Genomic DNA, 15,751 nt, shown 5'->3' on the forward strand with positions numbered 1-15,751 from the left:
TCCATACATAAACTGGTCCCAACGGACACTAATGAATACCCAGCAAGCCCCTTCACTGGTACACGCATCACGCGTGGTTCCGATCCAGTCTGCGCTTAGAATTGCCCAGTCTGCAATGACCCACAGAAGTGAGAAAGAGAAATAGGCAAGAACAAGCGTGATAACGCTGTTTATTGGCCCATTAAATAGGTTTTTTCTTAACCAACCGACCGGTCCAACAGTATTGCCTGGAGGCGGAAGGTCAGGTTGAAATTGATGTATGCTCATCTTATCTCTCCACCAACGCAACTTTGCGGTTGTATATATTCATCAAAGCCGACGTTAACAAGCTTAAGGTCAAGTAAACGCCCATTGTCATTGCGATAACTTCAATGGCCTGTCCTGTTTGGTTTAGCGTAGTACCCGCAAAAACGGAGACGAGATCTGGGTAACCAATAGCCATAGCTAGTGATGAGTTTTTAGTCAGGTTTAAGTACTGACTCGTTAGCGGTGGAATGATAATTCTTAAAGCCTGAGGGATAACAACCAGCTTAAGAGTTCTTGCTCGTGGAATTCCAAGTGACATGGCGGCTTCAGTTTGACCGTGGCTCACGGCATTGATACCCGATCGAACAATTTCTGCAATGAAAGAGGCTGTATAGATACTTAATGCGAGCATTAGAGCGGCAAGTTCAGGAATGATACTGATGCCACCTTTAAAGTTAAAGCCTTTTAGCTCTGGGTACTCGGCAGAAATTGGCATGCCCATCAAAACATACACAATCAACGGTATACCAATGATAAGTCCTGCGGCAATGCGCCCCATTGGTGTTTGTTGGCCAGTTAACTTTTGTCTATTTTTCGCCCAAATATTAATCGCAAATGTCGCGATAATACCAATGATAAAGGCAGCGATAACAATGTTACTCCCTTGCTCAAAAATTGGAGCCGGGAAATACAACCCACGAACATTCAAAAAGATTGCTTCGCCTAAACTCATGCTTTGTCGAGCAGAAGGTAAAGCTTGAAGAACGGCGAAATACCAAAAAAAGATCTGTAAAAGTAGCGGAATATTTCGAAAGATCTCGATATACACAGCAGCAAAGCGACTCACTAACCAGTTAGAAGAGAGTCTTGCTATACCCATGGTAAAGCCGATAACCGTTGCTAGTATGATACCAAGAACGGAAACAAGTGCGGTGTTAAGTAAACCAACAAAGAACGTTCTGCCATATGAGAACGTTTCATCATATTCAATAAGTGTTAAACCGATACCGAAGCCAGCTTCTTGCTCTAAAAACCCAAAACCTGTGGCAATTCCACGAGCATCAAGGTTAGTGAGAGCGTTGTTGACAATGGTATAGATGAAAAAGAACAAAGCCAATACGGCAACTATCTGGAAGACGACAGATCGAAAAGTGGGATTGTAGAGCAGGCTAGCACTCTTTCCCTGTGGGGAAGGCGCGGTACTTTGATTGGGTTTCATACAACAATAACCTCAAAATCCATTTTTATTATAAAACTTACTGATTTTCATAATCGTTTTATACGTTAAACTTTAAATAGCAAAAGGGCGGCCTAAACCGCCCATTCTGTATAGTTATTAACGGATTGGTGGAGCGTACATAAAGCCGCCAGCGTTCCAAAGTGCATTAACACCTCGAGAAATCTGCAGTGGTGAGCCTGTACCAACAGTACGTTCAAAGCTCTCACCGTAGTTACCTACTTGCTTAATGACTTGGTAACCCCAATCATCTGGAATCCCAAGAGCTTTACCTTTAGGGCCATCTACACCAAGGATACGCTTGATGTTTGGATCGGTAGATTTAAGCATTTGCTCAGCATTTTGAGAGGTAATGCCGTACTCTTCTGCGTTAATCATTGCGTTTAGAGTCCACTTAGCAACGTTAAACCATTTGTCGTCATCTTGACGAACAACAGGGCCTAGAGGCTCTTTAGAGATGATTTCAGGAAGTACCATCGCAGAAGAAGGATCCTGAAGGTTTAAACGAAGAGCGTAAAGACCAGATTGGTCGGTTGTGAGAACATCACAACGGCCTGCGTCGAAGCCTTTTGATGTTTGAGCTGCTGTATCAAATACAACTGGCTTGTAAGCCATACCTTGGTTACGGAAGTAATCCGCTAGGTTTAGTTCAGTTGTCGTCCCTGATTGAACACATACTGATGCGCCATCAAGTTCTTTCGCGCTAGTAAGACCTAGGTCTTTCTTAACCATGAAACCTTGACCATCGTAGTAGTTAACACCGACAAAGTTCAAACCCAGCGCGGTATCGCGGTGAAGTGTCCATGTTGTGTTACGTGATAGAACATCGATTTCACCTGATTGAAGAGCAGTGAAGCGTTCTTTAGCCGTTAGTGGTACATACTTGACTTTAGTTTTGTCGCCCAGAACTGCGGCTGCAAGTCCTTGACAATATTCTACATCAATCCCTTCCCACTCACCTTTCGAGTTTGGGTTAGAAAACCCTGGTAGACCAGTACTGACACCACAAGTTAGAAAACCTTGTTTAGTAACTTTATCAAGAGTGCTGTCTGCAGCTGCAGCTGTTGTCGACATTAGGGCAGTCGATGCAGCTACTACAGAAGCAAGAAGTGTTAGTTTATTTGTCATTTGTATCCTTCCTGTATGATCCATGTTAAACCAGGTGACACCTGATACAACGTGCTAAAAATGTTGTTATTGATTTTTTAGTTGAAAAATAGCAATTTTCATTCTACTCGCATCAACTATTTTTAAGCGTAGGTAAGGTTTTGTATTTTCTCAAATATTTATAGTGAAAAGATATTTGACGAGAATCACAATACCGAACAGTTGTTAGAATGACGAAATGTTACTAGCTTGTAAATAGTGCAACAGCGCACCTTATAAAAGCAACAGAACGAACGCCGTTAAGTAAACTGTAAACAAAGTGTAAAAAAATGTATATTTCTCTAAGGTTGGAATTACAGACTGCATAACGCATTAAATTCGGTTAAAAATAAATACGTAGACGGTAAGTAATGAAATTGTTGCCCCAACTCTGGTAGGATGTACCTAACAGAGAAATAACCAGTTCAGGGATTGAAATGCAGTATTTTCCACTTTTTATGGACTTAAATAACAAACCAGTTTTGGTTGTCGGTGGTGGTGAAGTCGCTTGTCGAAAAGTTGATTCACTCCTGAGAGCAGGGGCTCTCGTTACGATTACCTCGCCTAAAATAGACGACTATCTTCAGGCGCTTGTAACGGATAAAAAATGCCAATGGTTTCAGCATTTTTATTCATCTGATTGCATTCGGAAAGAGTATGTTCAAGTATGGGCGACAACGGATAACCCAGAGCTTAATCACCAAGTACATAAGGATGCAAAGCGCCAGGGGATTATGGTTAACGTGGTCGATGATCTTCCTTACTGTGATTTTATAACGCCTTCTATGGTAAACCGAGGGCGTATTCAGATCGCCATATCGAGCGGAGGCGCCTCACCTGTATTGATTCGTAATATCAGAGAAACCTTAGAAACGGTGTTACCCCACAACTTAGCGCTCGTAGCAGATTTTGCCGCTTCAAAACGAAATTCAATAAAAGAATACCTTCCGACCGTTGATCAAAGAAGAAAGTTTTGGGAACTGTTTCTCAACTCTTCTACCGTTAATGAGGCAAAGACTCGAGAGCAGCTAGAGCATCATTATAACGAGCAGTTAGAGTCAGGCACAAAGGACAATGGGTTTTGTTTTTGGATATGTTACGGCGATGACGTTGAGATGCTGACACTAAAAGCGATGCGCTATATGCAGCAATCTGAGTTGGTCTTGCATCACCAGGACTGCCCGTTTGATTTTATCGATTTATCACGACGAGATGCAGAGCGAATTAGCTTTAAGTCTCCTATCGATTTAGCCGATGAGCTGCAAGCTGCGAGAGAGCAGGGTAAGCGAGTGTGTGTGTTTATTTCCGACAATAGTCATGAATATGCTCTACTGATGAAAAATGATCCATTTTTGCTTCCTGGTAGTGCTAAATCCTGTTAGCACGAAATCACGCTTACAGAGTGGAAGCCGGTTACTGAAAAAACGGTTTAAAAAACACATTTTAAAAAGCACGATGAAGACAAAAACTTCAGTCTTCATCGTGCTTTTTTCTATAACGCTGAGTGACTCTGTTAAGAGCGCTTCGAACAACGTTTAGTCGCGGAAGTTTTCAAATTGGAACGGTTGGCCGAGTTCGCCGTTCTTAACCAAGGCCATAACAGCTTGTAGATCGTCGCGTTTTTTACCGTTAACACGAACTTTGTCACCTTGAATTGAAACTTGCACTTTTATTTTTGAATCCTTCACAGCCTTAACGATTTTCTTTGCTACAGGGGTATCGATGCCTTGCTTGAAAGAGACATTCTGATGCCAGCTTTTACCCGTTTGCTCAGCGGTTAGAGATTCCATAGCACTAGGATCAATGCCACGCTTGGTGAGTTGCCCACGCAGGATGTCGCGCATTTGCTTTAGTTGAAAGTCGCTCTCTGTAGAGAGTTTGACGTTTTCATCCTTTAGCAATTCAAAACTGGCAGTAACGTTACGAAAGTCAAAGCGAGTCGTTAGCTCTCTAGATGCGTTATCTACGGCATTTTTTAATTCAACCGTATCGATTTCGGAAATAATATCAAAAGAAGGCATGTTTCTGTCCTTATGTGAATTTTTTAACGTTTTTTAACCGCACTGGCTAACATATCAAGCATGGTTTCAGTGTCGTTCCAGCTTAGGCAAGGATCTGTGATTGATTGACCATAGGTCAGGTTATTCAGATCCTTCATTGGCTGATTACCTTCAATGATGAAGCTTTCTGCCATGATGCCAGCGATACGATTTTTACCCGATTGGATTTGAGAACAAATATCTTTGGCTACATCCAGCTGCTTTCTGTGCTGTTTTTCACAGTTAGCATGGCTGAAATCAACCACCAAACGAGTCGGTAAAGAGAATTCATCTAACTGTTCGCACGCATTTTCTACGGACTGCGCATCAAAGTTAGGGCCTTGGTCGCCACCACGTAAAATGACATGTCCAAATGGATTCCCACTGGTGCGATACACCGTCATTCGGCCATTTTTGTCTGGTGAATAGAAATAGTGAGAGGCACTGGATGCGCGGATAGCATCAATGGCAATCTTTACATTACCGTTGGTGCCATTTTTAAATCCAACTGGGCAAGAGAGTGCAGAAGCCATTTCTCTGTGAATTTGAGACTCAGTGGTACGAGCGCCAATCGCGCCCCAGGAAATTAAGTCAGCAATGTACTGACCGGTTATCATGTCTAGAAACTCAGTCGCGGTTGCTAAGCCCAGCTTATTGATATCTAACAGCAGCTTACGCGCCTTGTTTAAACCAGCTTCCAACGCGTATGAACCATCAAGGTTCGGATCGGTAATAAGACCTTTCCAGCCGACGACGGTTCTAGGCTTTTCAAAATAGGTGCGCATAACAATAAACAGTTCATTGCTGTATTGTTGCTGAATATTTGCTAGCTTTTCTGCGTAGTCTAGTGCTGCTTCAGTATCATGTACCGAGCAAGGCCCAACAATAACCAGTAAACGATCATCTTGACCCGTCAATATATTCTCTATCTGGCGACGAGAATGAGCGATTTTGCTAGCAACGTCTTCTGTAATGGGATGAGCGCTTCCAAGCTCTGCCGGTGTCGGCATTGGACCCAATGCTTGGGTTCTTAATTCATCTGTTTTTAATGGCATGTACTTGCCTGTCCCTTCAATTGCGAAGCGGTAAAGATAACGGAATTGGCTCTAGGAATAAACCGTTTCGCATTATTCTTTCTTATATATAAGGTTTCATCCGCTACAAGCATTTTTGATCGGCCAACTTGTGAACCATTCTCGATTATAAAATCGAAGTCATGTTTTCCTTGTATTACCGCTACGCAATAGGTATTTTCGATAAAAAATAGCGGTTAAAGGACATGGAGCAGTAATGAGTCTTCCAAATAACAACAGTTTAGTTTCTGGTCTCACACTAGGGGATGCATTTCCATCTTCACAATTACAGACTAATGGACAGCATATTTATGTATCCCTTACAGAACTAATTATGGACAAGGTGTTTTACCATCCCTCATTAGTCGATGGTAATAATGCATTATCGGATCTAGAGCAGACTTCTTTAGATGCAATATTGGCAGGGGAAAGTGTTCAGAACCATTTTGTTTCCAGCCTGTGTACGCAGATAGAAAGTGCAATTAAAGAAACCCATACTAATGTACGTATTTGCTTGAGTGGTGGAGACAGTGATGCTTTTCGTTCGCTAATTGCTGGCAAAATTGAAGAAAAGGAAGCTAACCCTGCTCTTGGAGCCCGCGGTGTTATTCGTTTTGCTTCCTCTTTTTATGCTTCTGCTTTTGCATTAGAGTGCCAAGTGATCAAATCATTACGCGAAAAGGGCATTGATGTAGAAATTATTGTGCCTTTTGTTCGAACGTTGGCTGACGCTGCAACCATCATAGACAAATTGGCAGAACAAGGCCTCCCAAGAGGCTTAAACGGCTTGAAGGTACTGTTTAGCGTCGATGTTCCTTCTTCTGTGTTACTTGCTGAGCGATTACTGCATTACTTCGATGGTGCCGCTATTCATTTGGAGAATTTGGCACAGTTTACTCTTGGTATTGATAGAACATCAGAAAAGTTAGAAAACAGTTTTGATGTCGATAATGAAGCTGTTGTTCAACTTATTGATATGATGGTGAAAGGGGCTTCTACCTCAAAGAAACCACTGCTTTTTATTGCTCACGCTATTGAAGAAAACAAAAAGCTTCATCATTACTTATTAGAGAACAACGCGCTAGAAATTGTTGTTACCGGGTAACTCTCTATTTTGTTTCCCCACCTGTGCATCACTTGTGTGATTCACAGGGTTTGAAGTCGATTGAAAAGACGCCAAGTTCTTATGATCCTGGCGTCTTTTTTGTTGATTTTTTGTTAACTGTCTACTTATTAAGCCACCAGCATTGACAAATCAATGCAATCTAGGTGAACTGGTCAGATGACTAGTTGTAAGGAAATGACTGTGCTATCAAAAATTCAAAAGGCAAACATCTATTTATCGTTATTTGGCTTTTTCAAAGTTCCTTTTATTTGGTTATCACGGCCGAAGATTTTGAAATTGGATGACGATTGTGTTGAAGTTAAAATCCCGACAAAGAGACGAAGCAAAAACCACCTTAACAGCATGTATTTTGGTGTTTTATGTGTTGGTGCTGATGTTGCTGGTGGCTTCATGGCGATGAGTAAAGCGCAAGCTCGAGGGGAAAAGGTTTCACTTGCGTTTAAGTCGGTCAAAGGTGAGTTCTTAAAGCGCCCTGAGGCGGATGTGCATTTCTTTTGTGACGATGGCGAACTGATCGATAAAATGCTGGATGAAACGATTTCCAGTGGTGAACGAGTTAATCAAGAAGTGAAGATAACAGCCACTTGTCCAACCTTACATGGGGATGAACCAATGGCTATTTTTTATCTCACGCTGTCTCTAAAACGTCGCTAGTTGGGGGCTTTGTCGTCAAGTTCTATAGATTCAATGGCGACGATTTTGCTTCGGTTAAGAATGATTTTCCATCGATAATAACGTACTTCATCGTTATGATTGTCTTCTTTGACGATCAAGTTGAGTAAATGCCTTTTCTCTACCGATTCTTTTGTCACCTGACCATTATTGAGTTGGTAAAGCTTATTCGAACCTTTATCCATTAACCGCGTTAAGTTGCGCATACTGAGCTGCAGCGTTTCACGGGTCTCTTCATAACCACTCATAAAGCGCGACGTCGACATTTCGGTTTCGGAACGATAATGAAGAATCTGCTCTTCACGTTGAACAACCCGCTTCTTCCGTATCTGAGAGATTCGATCCGGTATTTTGTTCATGGCAGTATAATCGAGCCACTCATGTTTTTGTCCGACGGCTTTATTCGTGGTGGGATCGATATATTTTCGACGCCACTTGGCTTTACCTTTGCGAATGATACGCCAAAGCACGTCTCTTAAGTCGTCTTTAAAAATTTCTCTAAGTGCGTAGATAAAAGACATGGCCACAATAAATGAAGCCGTAATTTCACCCCAGTAATCACGAGCAACAATCGCAGTAATGGTAACAAAGACCATCACGAGACCAGTGGCGATGCCCTTAACTGCGCGCTTCATGTTTTTTCCGAGCGAGGTGACTTTCTCTTTTAGAACGATAGGGTGCTCGATAAGACGCCGTAGAAGGCGCATCTTGTTACTCATTCGAGTGGCATCTTCTCGAACTTTCTTCGAGTTATAGTTGTTGAGCTTTCGATGTGCGGTTTCTTTTTCCACAATCGTGATAAGACGTTCTTTCACTGTTTTATAGTCACCATCGCGCGGCATATGAGCGACGAGTGACATGAATTTTTGCCCTGTGTACCAAGAAAGGTAATTATCGATATTGGCGTAGTACCGTTTTAAACTCTCTTCAAACGGAATGGCTCTTCGAAGCCGCTTAAGGATATCTAAAGCAAGCTCAATGACTTCGTCAACATCATCGGCATTAACGGTTTCAACGTTGTGCTTGTTGAGCTCACTTACGGCTTTATCCAGCGCTATTACATACTGATACGCAAACAAACTTAGACTGACTCGATATTGGGTTGTGGACAATCGCCCCCGTTTTGCAAGTCGGCTATGCACCAAAGGAAGCAGTGTTTTATCACTAAAGTAGGTTCTTTTCTGATTAATCGAGCTGTAATAGTAGGCAGACTCGCTAAGTACTTCTGGCGATAAGCCGAGTTCACCGGGCACAAATAGGTAGATATCGAGATCTGATTTCTTAGTCAATGCCATGGCGTGAGAGATTTTTAGAGTAATAGCGTCATGTTTATCGACGGTGACCAAATAGAGCTCCTGCAATTTATCGAAAAATTAATGAATAGAACTAGCGAAAGGATAACAGAGTTTAGTTATAATCTCCGTAAATTTAAAAAGAGACAGATAAAATGATTAATGTTGGTCAAGTGAACCGATTAGAAGTAGTAAGGAAGGCCGATTTTGGCGTATTTTTAGACGCTGATGATTTTGGTACGACTCTATTACCGAAAAAACACCTCCCTGAAGGGGTAGAAGTTGGCCAGTACCTCGATGTATTTTTGTATTTCGACTCTGAAAATCAATTGGCTGCGACCACAGAAACACCGATCGCACAAGTTGGCGAATGGGGTCTTATGGACGTTGTTGGCGTGAACAGTACGGGTGCTTTTGTCAATTGGGGTGTGACAGCGAAAGATTTGCTCGTTCCATACAGTGAACAGCGCGGGACATTACGCGAGGGGTCTAAGATCTTGGTGTATGTTTATTCAGATAAAGCATCGGGTCGAATTGTTGGTACAACGAAGTTCAATAAATTGCTGGATAAGACACCGGCAAGTTACACCGTTAATGAGCAAGTGAACTTACTGATCGCAGAACGCAGTGATCTTGGTTATAAAGCGATCATCAACGGTGAGCATTGGGGAATGATTTTTCCATCGGATGTGTTCGGTAAACTGTTTGTTGGTAAGCAATTGAAAGGCTACATTAAATCAGTAAGAGATGATGGAAAGATAAATGTGTCGCTGCAAAAAATTGGCGTGGCGAAGATGGATGAGCTGAGCCAGAAGGTGTTGGACTTACTTGAGAAAAAGGAAGGCTTTTTGCCGCTCAATGACAAGTCATCTCCTGACGCGATTTTTACCACATTCAGAACCAGTAAAGGTACGTTTAAGAAAACGATTGGTGGTTTGTATAAACAAGGTAAAATCACGATCGATAGCGATGGTATTCGACTCGTAAAATAGCAGCGAGATCCAACGCAAAAAAGGGCCCAAAACGTCCTGTTCTGGGCCTAGGGGAAAGACTCTAATACAGAGCCTACGCTAATCACTTTTACTCAATAATGGCTGCGACTCAATAACCGCCTATTCTCAATAGTCGTAGCGACTTGATTTATTGGGTCAGCATGTTTTATCACTTAAGGAAATTATAGTACAAGATAGTAATAAAATGCGTGTGCATTAGAATTTCATACTATCTTACTAGGTTCTCAAAGGTTTTTTTGGTACTAAAAGAGATTCTTATCTCGAACGAGCTCACGGGGAAGTCCATTTTTGACTCGATTTCCTACCCATTTTCCTAATCCAATCACATCGTTCCCCAGTTTTACGATAACTTCGCCTTTCCCTGCTGGGGTATCTGGGCGAATGTCTCGACCCATAAACCACTCTCGAGCTTCCTCAGTCGAAAGAACGACACTGTTGGCCTCTGTACCTAATGCGAGCGTTGTTGCGACTTGGTGTTGCCAGCGGTAGCCCTTTTTATGAGATTCTGCGATTTTGATACCCATTCTAGAAAAGCGGAGTTCACCAATCATGGGTTCTAAGGCATTTGGAAATAACCACACATCTTTGTCTCTAAGCCATACTGAGCTATCACTTGGCAGTGTAATGCTTAGGGATGCCTCAAGCTCTTTTTGAATCTCTATTTGTACTTTTTCAGTCGCTTTTTCAAACGGAAATTTCCCCATGCGCTTTTTGACTTGTGGTGCAACTGAACGGCCGGTTTTTCGGATGCGAGCGACGAAAAATCCTTCACAGTCGTAAACCTGTGGGAATATATGCAAAAAGCCTTCTTCAGTGGTCGCAAGATCGGCATTAGGGAACAATGCATTTAAGTGTTCAAACTCGACCAGATCACCAAAGGTATCTTTTAAATGATGGCAAACCTGTTGGTTTTCGTAAGTACTCAATGTACATGTTGAATAGACAAGAACGCCATTCGGCTTTAAGGCGTGGAAAGCACTTTCAATGAGTTCTTTTTGCGTGTCGGCAATACTTTTTACCGACGCTAAACTCCAGTTTTTCATCGCGTCTGCATCTTTGCGAATGGTTCCTTCACCTGAGCAGGGGGCATCAATGAGAACAGCATCAAATCGCTCAGGAAGCCAACCACCAAACACCTTGCCGTCAAAATTACTTAGGGCGGTATTCTTTATTCCGCATCGCTCAATGTTGGCGTGCAGAACTTTGACTCGGCTAGCCGAATATTCATTGGCCACCAAAATGCCACTATTATTCATTAACGCCGCAATTTGGGTCGTTTTTGAACCAGGGGCTGCGGCCATGTCGAGAACGGATTGATATTCAATATTTGCGTTGTCGAACAGAGCGGTAACGGGCATCATTGAGCTGGCTTCTTGGATGTAAAAAAGACCAGCCATATGCTCAGCTGAGTTACCCAGAGGGACTGCAGACTCATCGGCTGTGATCCAAAAACCTTCTTCACACCAAGGCACTGGATCTAAGCCCCAACCTTTGATGGCGGCTCGCTCCTTAAATTCTGAAACGGTTACCTTCAGTGTATTTACCCGAATACTTTTCCGTAAGGGGCGTTTGCATGCGTCAATAAAGTCCTGCATGTTAAGTGATGAAGGAAGAATGGACTCAATTTCGCGTAGAAACTCATCAGGTAGTTGAATATTAGAATGCACAGAGATTGCTCGGATAAAAATGTTGCCGGAATTATAACTAAATTACGCCTTTTAAGAATAGAAAAAGCAGCGATGTCGCTGCTTTTTTAAAGAGTGAATGAGTTACGGCCATTGCTGAGAGCTTAGAGCTGGGAGCTAAAGACCTTAAACCTTAGACCTTAGACCTTAGACCTTATGGCTTAGGGATGGGTGTTCTCCAACGAGTCCATTTGTCTTCTGGGCTAGGGTATAAGAAGAAAGACTGCTCTTCTGATGCGATAGGTTCTAGTTGCTTACCTTCAGGCGTTGCAAACGTGATGCCTCCATTCAATATGCTATCTAGGGTGCCGGATTTAATATTGGCACCGGTGAGACCGATAGATACATCCAAACCTGACGTATTCCAGAACACACTGTTCGACCGAACAAGGTAAGCGTATTGGCTATCGATACGTATTGTGGAAATGATACGGTCAGCAAACTCGCCAAGTTGGACGTCAACCACTTGCCCAACCGGCATGTCGCGATAGAGCACTGGCGTTCCAACTGAGACGGAACCACGCTTTTCACTTTGAAGAATAAAAATAACCCCGGGCTGATCTTTTGGCGTTGGTTGGAGCTCGAAATGGTTGGTTTTGTCCCCTTGCCCCGGCTGAACTAGGATAGTTGGCGTTAGAATGCTTTCAATATTTTCAACACCAGACAAGGTGACTTTAGGCTTAGCTACCCAAAAATAACTGCCATTTCGGGCGATATACTGTGAGTACTCAGGTAATATTCTCGCCTTTAACGCGATCTGTTTGTTATTAAAATCTGGAGTCACTTGAGTGACTTCACCGACTTTAATCCCATTATATTTTAGGGTTGTCCCTTGGGTGACGATATTGGAATCGTCAGTCTTTAATGTGATCACATGCCCAAACTTTCGTGCTTGGTTAAAGTCTGAGTAGAGTTTCCAGTGCTCATTCACCTTATTTTCTATACCTGGTAAGTTATCAAAAGCGATACCACCTTGAATCAATGTTTTTAAAGGGGCAGCCTTAACGTTTATACCACTAAGAGAAGCATCGATCTCAACACCGGAACGATTCCAAAACACGGTTTGCTGAGTCAACAAGTGCTCGTACTGTTTTTCAATGGTGGCTTGAATTTTAATGCCGTTTTCTATGAGCGTGAAATCGGCGATTTTACCAACTTGTAAGTTTCGATAGAGGAGTGGACTGCCTTTTGAAATAGGTGGTAGCTCTTCTGCAAACAGAGTAATACTTTTAGAACCAGACAAATTATATTTGGCAAGTTCGGCGAGCGATTGGCTTGCGTACAAGGTGTAATTTTTGTTCGCTCTACTCTTTCCTTCACTGACAAAGCTAATGGAGCCCGTTAACAATTGCTTGGCAGGGGGAACTGAAATATTAAGCCCAGATTCTGTAAGCTCTGCCGTCGCACTTCCTGTGACATAAAAACGGTTATTAGCGCGAATAAGGTGAGCATAACTGTTGTCGATTAATGCACCTAGGTGGACACGGTCGTTCACCAGTTGAACATGGGTAATCGAGCCGACTTCAATGCCTTTATAGAGTATGCCGGCCCCCACATCGAGACCAAAAGATTGGTCGGCAATAAGGTTGATTGTGACAGAGCGGGATTGAAGTTTATTAAACTCGTTTTTACGTACTGCCGTAAAGCTACGAGCTCGGCTGCCTTCTTCAGGTACAACCGAGAGGTAGTTCCCTTTCACTAAGTTGGCAATGTTCTGTACACCACTTAAAGAGACCTTCGCTTCTTCTAATAGGAATGCGGTATTCGTGGTCAACATATCACTGAAAGCAGGTTGAATAGCGGCTGATGCGATGATTTTTTCTCTCCCATCACTCAGTTGCAGGCGAGTAATTTGCCCAACTTCGAGACCGCGATACATGATAGGTGCACCAGAAGCACTGATGTCGCTGTTATCGGGTAATTCAATTTTAATGGGTATTCCGCGGCCCGCGGTTTTCAGATCTCTATAAAGCTTAAACTCCGTCGTTTCAGTGATGGGCTCCCCTCCATCCGGTGAGTCTACGGCGATGGAACCTGAGAGTAGGGCACTGAAGCTTTCCAGTCTCACATCGACCCCTTGAAAGTCGATATTGGCGCCCACACCACTTACATTCCAGAAACGGCTTTCATTGGTAATGATGTGCCTATAATTATCTTGGATAGACGCTTTGATGATGACGTTTTTAGACGCTTCATCGAGTTGATAATTGTAGACTTCACCAATGGGTATTTTTTTATACACAATTTGAGAGCCAATTGAAATTCCACCTAAGTCTCTGGCTTTGAGTCGGATATTGAGTCCAGTATGAGTCATCAGGTCTGAAGGCGGGCGATCAAGAGCGGTGAACGTTGTTTCTTCTTCACTTGACGCCTCACTTGGATAAATGGATATGTAGTTACCCGATACCAGCGCATCCAAACCAGACACACCCGTTAGGCTAGCCGTTGGTTTAACCAGCCAAAAACGCGTCTCTTTCGACAACAACTTCGTCGCTTCTGGGTAGATATCGGCATCCACATAAATGCTTTCTAAATCCTCAGTGAGATTGATATCCCTCACCATACCGACTTCAAGCCCTTGATAGCGGATGGTGGTTCGCCCGGAAACCAACCCTTGCGCATCAGAAAAATAAATTTGGATACGTTGCCCTGCATCCTGAACGGATTTAAAGACAAGCCAGCCCGCCAAAGCAAACGTTAGGATTGGGAGTAGCCAAAGGGGAGAGATTCCTTTGTTACGTTTAACATTGGGTGAAAACGAGGGTTGTGTTGAACCATTACTCATTATTTGACTCTTTTCGTTTTGACTCTGGGAAATTGTCCCATATTAATCTGGGGTCTAAGCTTTCTGCTGCGAGCATCGTCATAACAACAACCAAACCAAAAGCAACAGCACCGAATCCTGGGGTGAAATTAAGTATTTGTCCTCTGTCCACCAAGGTTAACATGATGGAGATAACGAACAAATCGAGAACCGACCATTTGCCAATCCATTTTACGGCAAAATAAATCATCATACGTTGTCGGTGAAAGATGCGTCGTTTGAAATGAATGGCCAATAATAAATACGCGATACCGAATATCTTTGCGATCGGAACCACGATACTGGCGATAAAAATGATGGCAGCAATCCCCCACATATCGCTTTCAACCAAAGAAATAACACCGGACATGATAGTGTCTTCTTGGAGCAATCCATTGGTGATAACAATGGAAATAGGGACCAAATTAGCAGGAAATAGGGCGATGGTGGCCGCGATCAAATACGCCCAAGTTTTTTGGATGGATTTTGGCTTACGGTGATAAATCGGTTTATGGCATCGGATGCATTGTTCTGATTCATCTTGTGACAAATGGCAATGGTGGCAATGCATGGTCTTCTCGGCAAAATCATACGTTTTTTCTTGTTTCCATATTTCCCAGTAGCGTCTAACACTGACTCTACTCAAAAGTAGCACAGTAAAAAGCTGCAGTAAGATTAAAGCGAAAAGGCCTGGGCCCACATGAATATCCGAATAGTCTTGAAGCTTAAAACATGACACTGCGACGCTAAAGAGAAACACATCGATCATAACCCAATGCTTTAATCCTTGAATCACGGAAAGCGAAAACTTCAGTAACCCAAACATTCGAAATGCTGTCGCTGCATGCGCCATAACGACGGATAAGCAGACGGCAAGGGGCGCTAATGAACTGCAAAAGAAAATCAACAGCCCTAACAAAGGAAAGCCTTCATCAAATAGAAGGAAAATACCAGAAGGTAGGGTTGCTGGAATCATGACGCCAACGAGCCTAATGCTGATATAGTCGAAAAAGTGGGAAGGGATGAACAACAATAGACAAGTGACCGCTAAGGCGAAATTGCCCGATAGCGAAGGGGTTCCGCCCCGATAGAGTCGGGTACCGCATCTTGGGCAATAAGCAGAGCTTCCTTGTTTAACAGGGACAATGTCGACAGGCAGCTCACAGCCTGGACAGAGGCGAATGTCCGTTTGTTCTGAAGGGTGTCCAGTTAGCGATGCCACTTTGTGCCTATTTCCTTAATTATCATTTCCTTGATTGCTATTCCCTTGTTCGTAATGCACAATAAATTGTGACGCGGTCACAAGGTGGCGTGGGTTTGTGCGGTACCATACAGTGTTTGATACAACCCTTGTTGTGTTAAAAGCTCACCGTGAGTACCGGTTTGACTGACTTGACCATCTTCAAGTACGTAAATTAG

Annotated in this window: 12 protein-coding genes and 1 pseudogene; 4 read left to right on the plus strand and 9 right to left on the minus strand. The window is 43.0% G+C overall.

Translation table 11 applies throughout. The features are described 5' to 3' along the window. From ACP45E_RS06455 to ACP45E_RS06465, 3 genes and pseudogenes are all read right to left on the minus strand, one after another. A pseudogene (locus ACP45E_RS06455) lies at window positions 1–267 on the minus strand (amino acid ABC transporter permease); the annotation flags it as partial. Window position 268: 1 nt separating this feature from the next. Continuing rightward, window positions 269–1,465: an amino acid ABC transporter permease gene (locus ACP45E_RS06460; protein WP_017034231.1), complete on the minus strand. Its 1,197-nt coding sequence runs from the start codon at window positions 1,463–1,465 to the stop codon at window positions 269–271. Window positions 1,466–1,582: 117 nt separating this feature from the next. Beyond that, entirely contained in the window at window positions 1,583–2,611 is a 1,029-nt protein-coding gene (locus ACP45E_RS06465) for an amino acid ABC transporter substrate-binding protein (RefSeq protein WP_017034232.1), read from the minus strand. Between the two features lie 455 nt (window positions 2,612–3,066). Between ACP45E_RS06465 and ACP45E_RS06470 the strand changes: the two genes are divergently transcribed. Continuing rightward, window positions 3,067–4,011 (plus strand): precorrin-2 dehydrogenase/sirohydrochlorin ferrochelatase family protein, encoded by a 945-nt coding sequence (locus ACP45E_RS06470; protein WP_017038618.1) that lies wholly within the window; start codon window positions 3,067–3,069, stop codon window positions 4,009–4,011. Between the two features lie 153 nt (window positions 4,012–4,164). Here the strand turns inward: ACP45E_RS06470 and ACP45E_RS06475 are convergent, their stop codons facing one another. Both ACP45E_RS06475 and ACP45E_RS06480 read right to left on the minus strand, forming a co-directional pair. Then, window positions 4,165–4,650: a YajQ family cyclic di-GMP-binding protein gene (locus ACP45E_RS06475; protein ID WP_017034234.1), complete on the minus strand. Its 486-nt coding sequence runs from the start codon at window positions 4,648–4,650 to the stop codon at window positions 4,165–4,167. A 23-nt stretch (window positions 4,651–4,673) separates the two neighbouring features. After that, complete coding sequence (locus ACP45E_RS06480; protein WP_017038617.1) at window positions 4,674–5,723, minus strand: 3-deoxy-7-phosphoheptulonate synthase; 1,050 nt, start codon at window positions 5,721–5,723, stop codon at window positions 4,674–4,676. A gap of 235 nt (window positions 5,724–5,958) precedes the next feature. Here ACP45E_RS06480 and ACP45E_RS06485 point away from each other — a divergent pair, with 235 nt between their 5' ends. Together ACP45E_RS06485 and ACP45E_RS06490 are read left to right on the plus strand one after the other, a co-directional pair. Next, on the plus strand, window positions 5,959–6,846 hold the full coding sequence (locus ACP45E_RS06485; RefSeq protein ID WP_017038616.1) for a putative PEP-binding protein: 888 nt from the start codon (window positions 5,959–5,961) through the stop codon (window positions 6,844–6,846). Between the two features lie 201 nt (window positions 6,847–7,047). After that, window positions 7,048–7,521 carry a DUF4442 domain-containing protein gene (locus ACP45E_RS06490; protein WP_017034237.1) on the plus strand — a complete coding sequence of 158 codons (474 nt, stop codon included), beginning with the start codon at window positions 7,048–7,050 and terminating at the stop codon, window positions 7,519–7,521. On the opposite strand, the gene ACP45E_RS06495 is transcribed toward ACP45E_RS06490, so the two are convergent. Then, window positions 7,518–8,885: a hypothetical protein gene (locus ACP45E_RS06495; RefSeq protein WP_017034238.1), complete on the minus strand. Its 1,368-nt coding sequence runs from the start codon at window positions 8,883–8,885 to the stop codon at window positions 7,518–7,520. The genes ACP45E_RS06490 and ACP45E_RS06495 overlap by 4 nt on opposite strands. 101 nt (window positions 8,886–8,986) lie before the next feature. Here ACP45E_RS06495 and ACP45E_RS06500 point away from each other — a divergent pair, with 101 nt between their 5' ends. Beyond that, window positions 8,987–9,823, plus strand: a complete 837-nt coding sequence (locus ACP45E_RS06500; RefSeq protein WP_017034240.1) for a CvfB family protein — start codon at window positions 8,987–8,989, stop codon at window positions 9,821–9,823. Between the two features lie 263 nt (window positions 9,824–10,086). Here ACP45E_RS06500 and rsmF read toward each other — a convergent pair whose 3' ends face one another. From rsmF to ACP45E_RS06515, 3 genes are all read right to left on the minus strand, one after another. Further along, window positions 10,087–11,511 (minus strand): 16S rRNA (cytosine(1407)-C(5))-methyltransferase RsmF, encoded by a 1,425-nt coding sequence (gene rsmF, locus ACP45E_RS06505; RefSeq protein ID WP_017038615.1) that lies wholly within the window; start codon window positions 11,509–11,511, stop codon window positions 10,087–10,089. Window positions 11,512–11,683: 172 nt separating this feature from the next. Next, entirely contained in the window at window positions 11,684–14,314 is a 2,631-nt protein-coding gene (locus ACP45E_RS06510; protein WP_017038614.1) for a PqiB family protein, read from the minus strand. Next, window positions 14,307–15,554, minus strand: coding sequence for a paraquat-inducible protein A (locus tag ACP45E_RS06515; protein ID WP_017041217.1), 1,248 nt, complete (start codon window positions 15,552–15,554; stop codon window positions 14,307–14,309). Before ACP45E_RS06515 ends, ACP45E_RS06510 begins: the two co-directional genes overlap by 8 nt. Window positions 15,555–15,751: the final 197 nt, after the last annotated feature.

Origin of the sequence: Vibrio genomosp. F10 str. 9ZD137 (assembly GCF_049974785.1) — a bacterium.
In the GTDB taxonomy this organism is placed as follows: domain Bacteria; phylum Pseudomonadota; class Gammaproteobacteria; order Enterobacterales; family Vibrionaceae; genus Vibrio.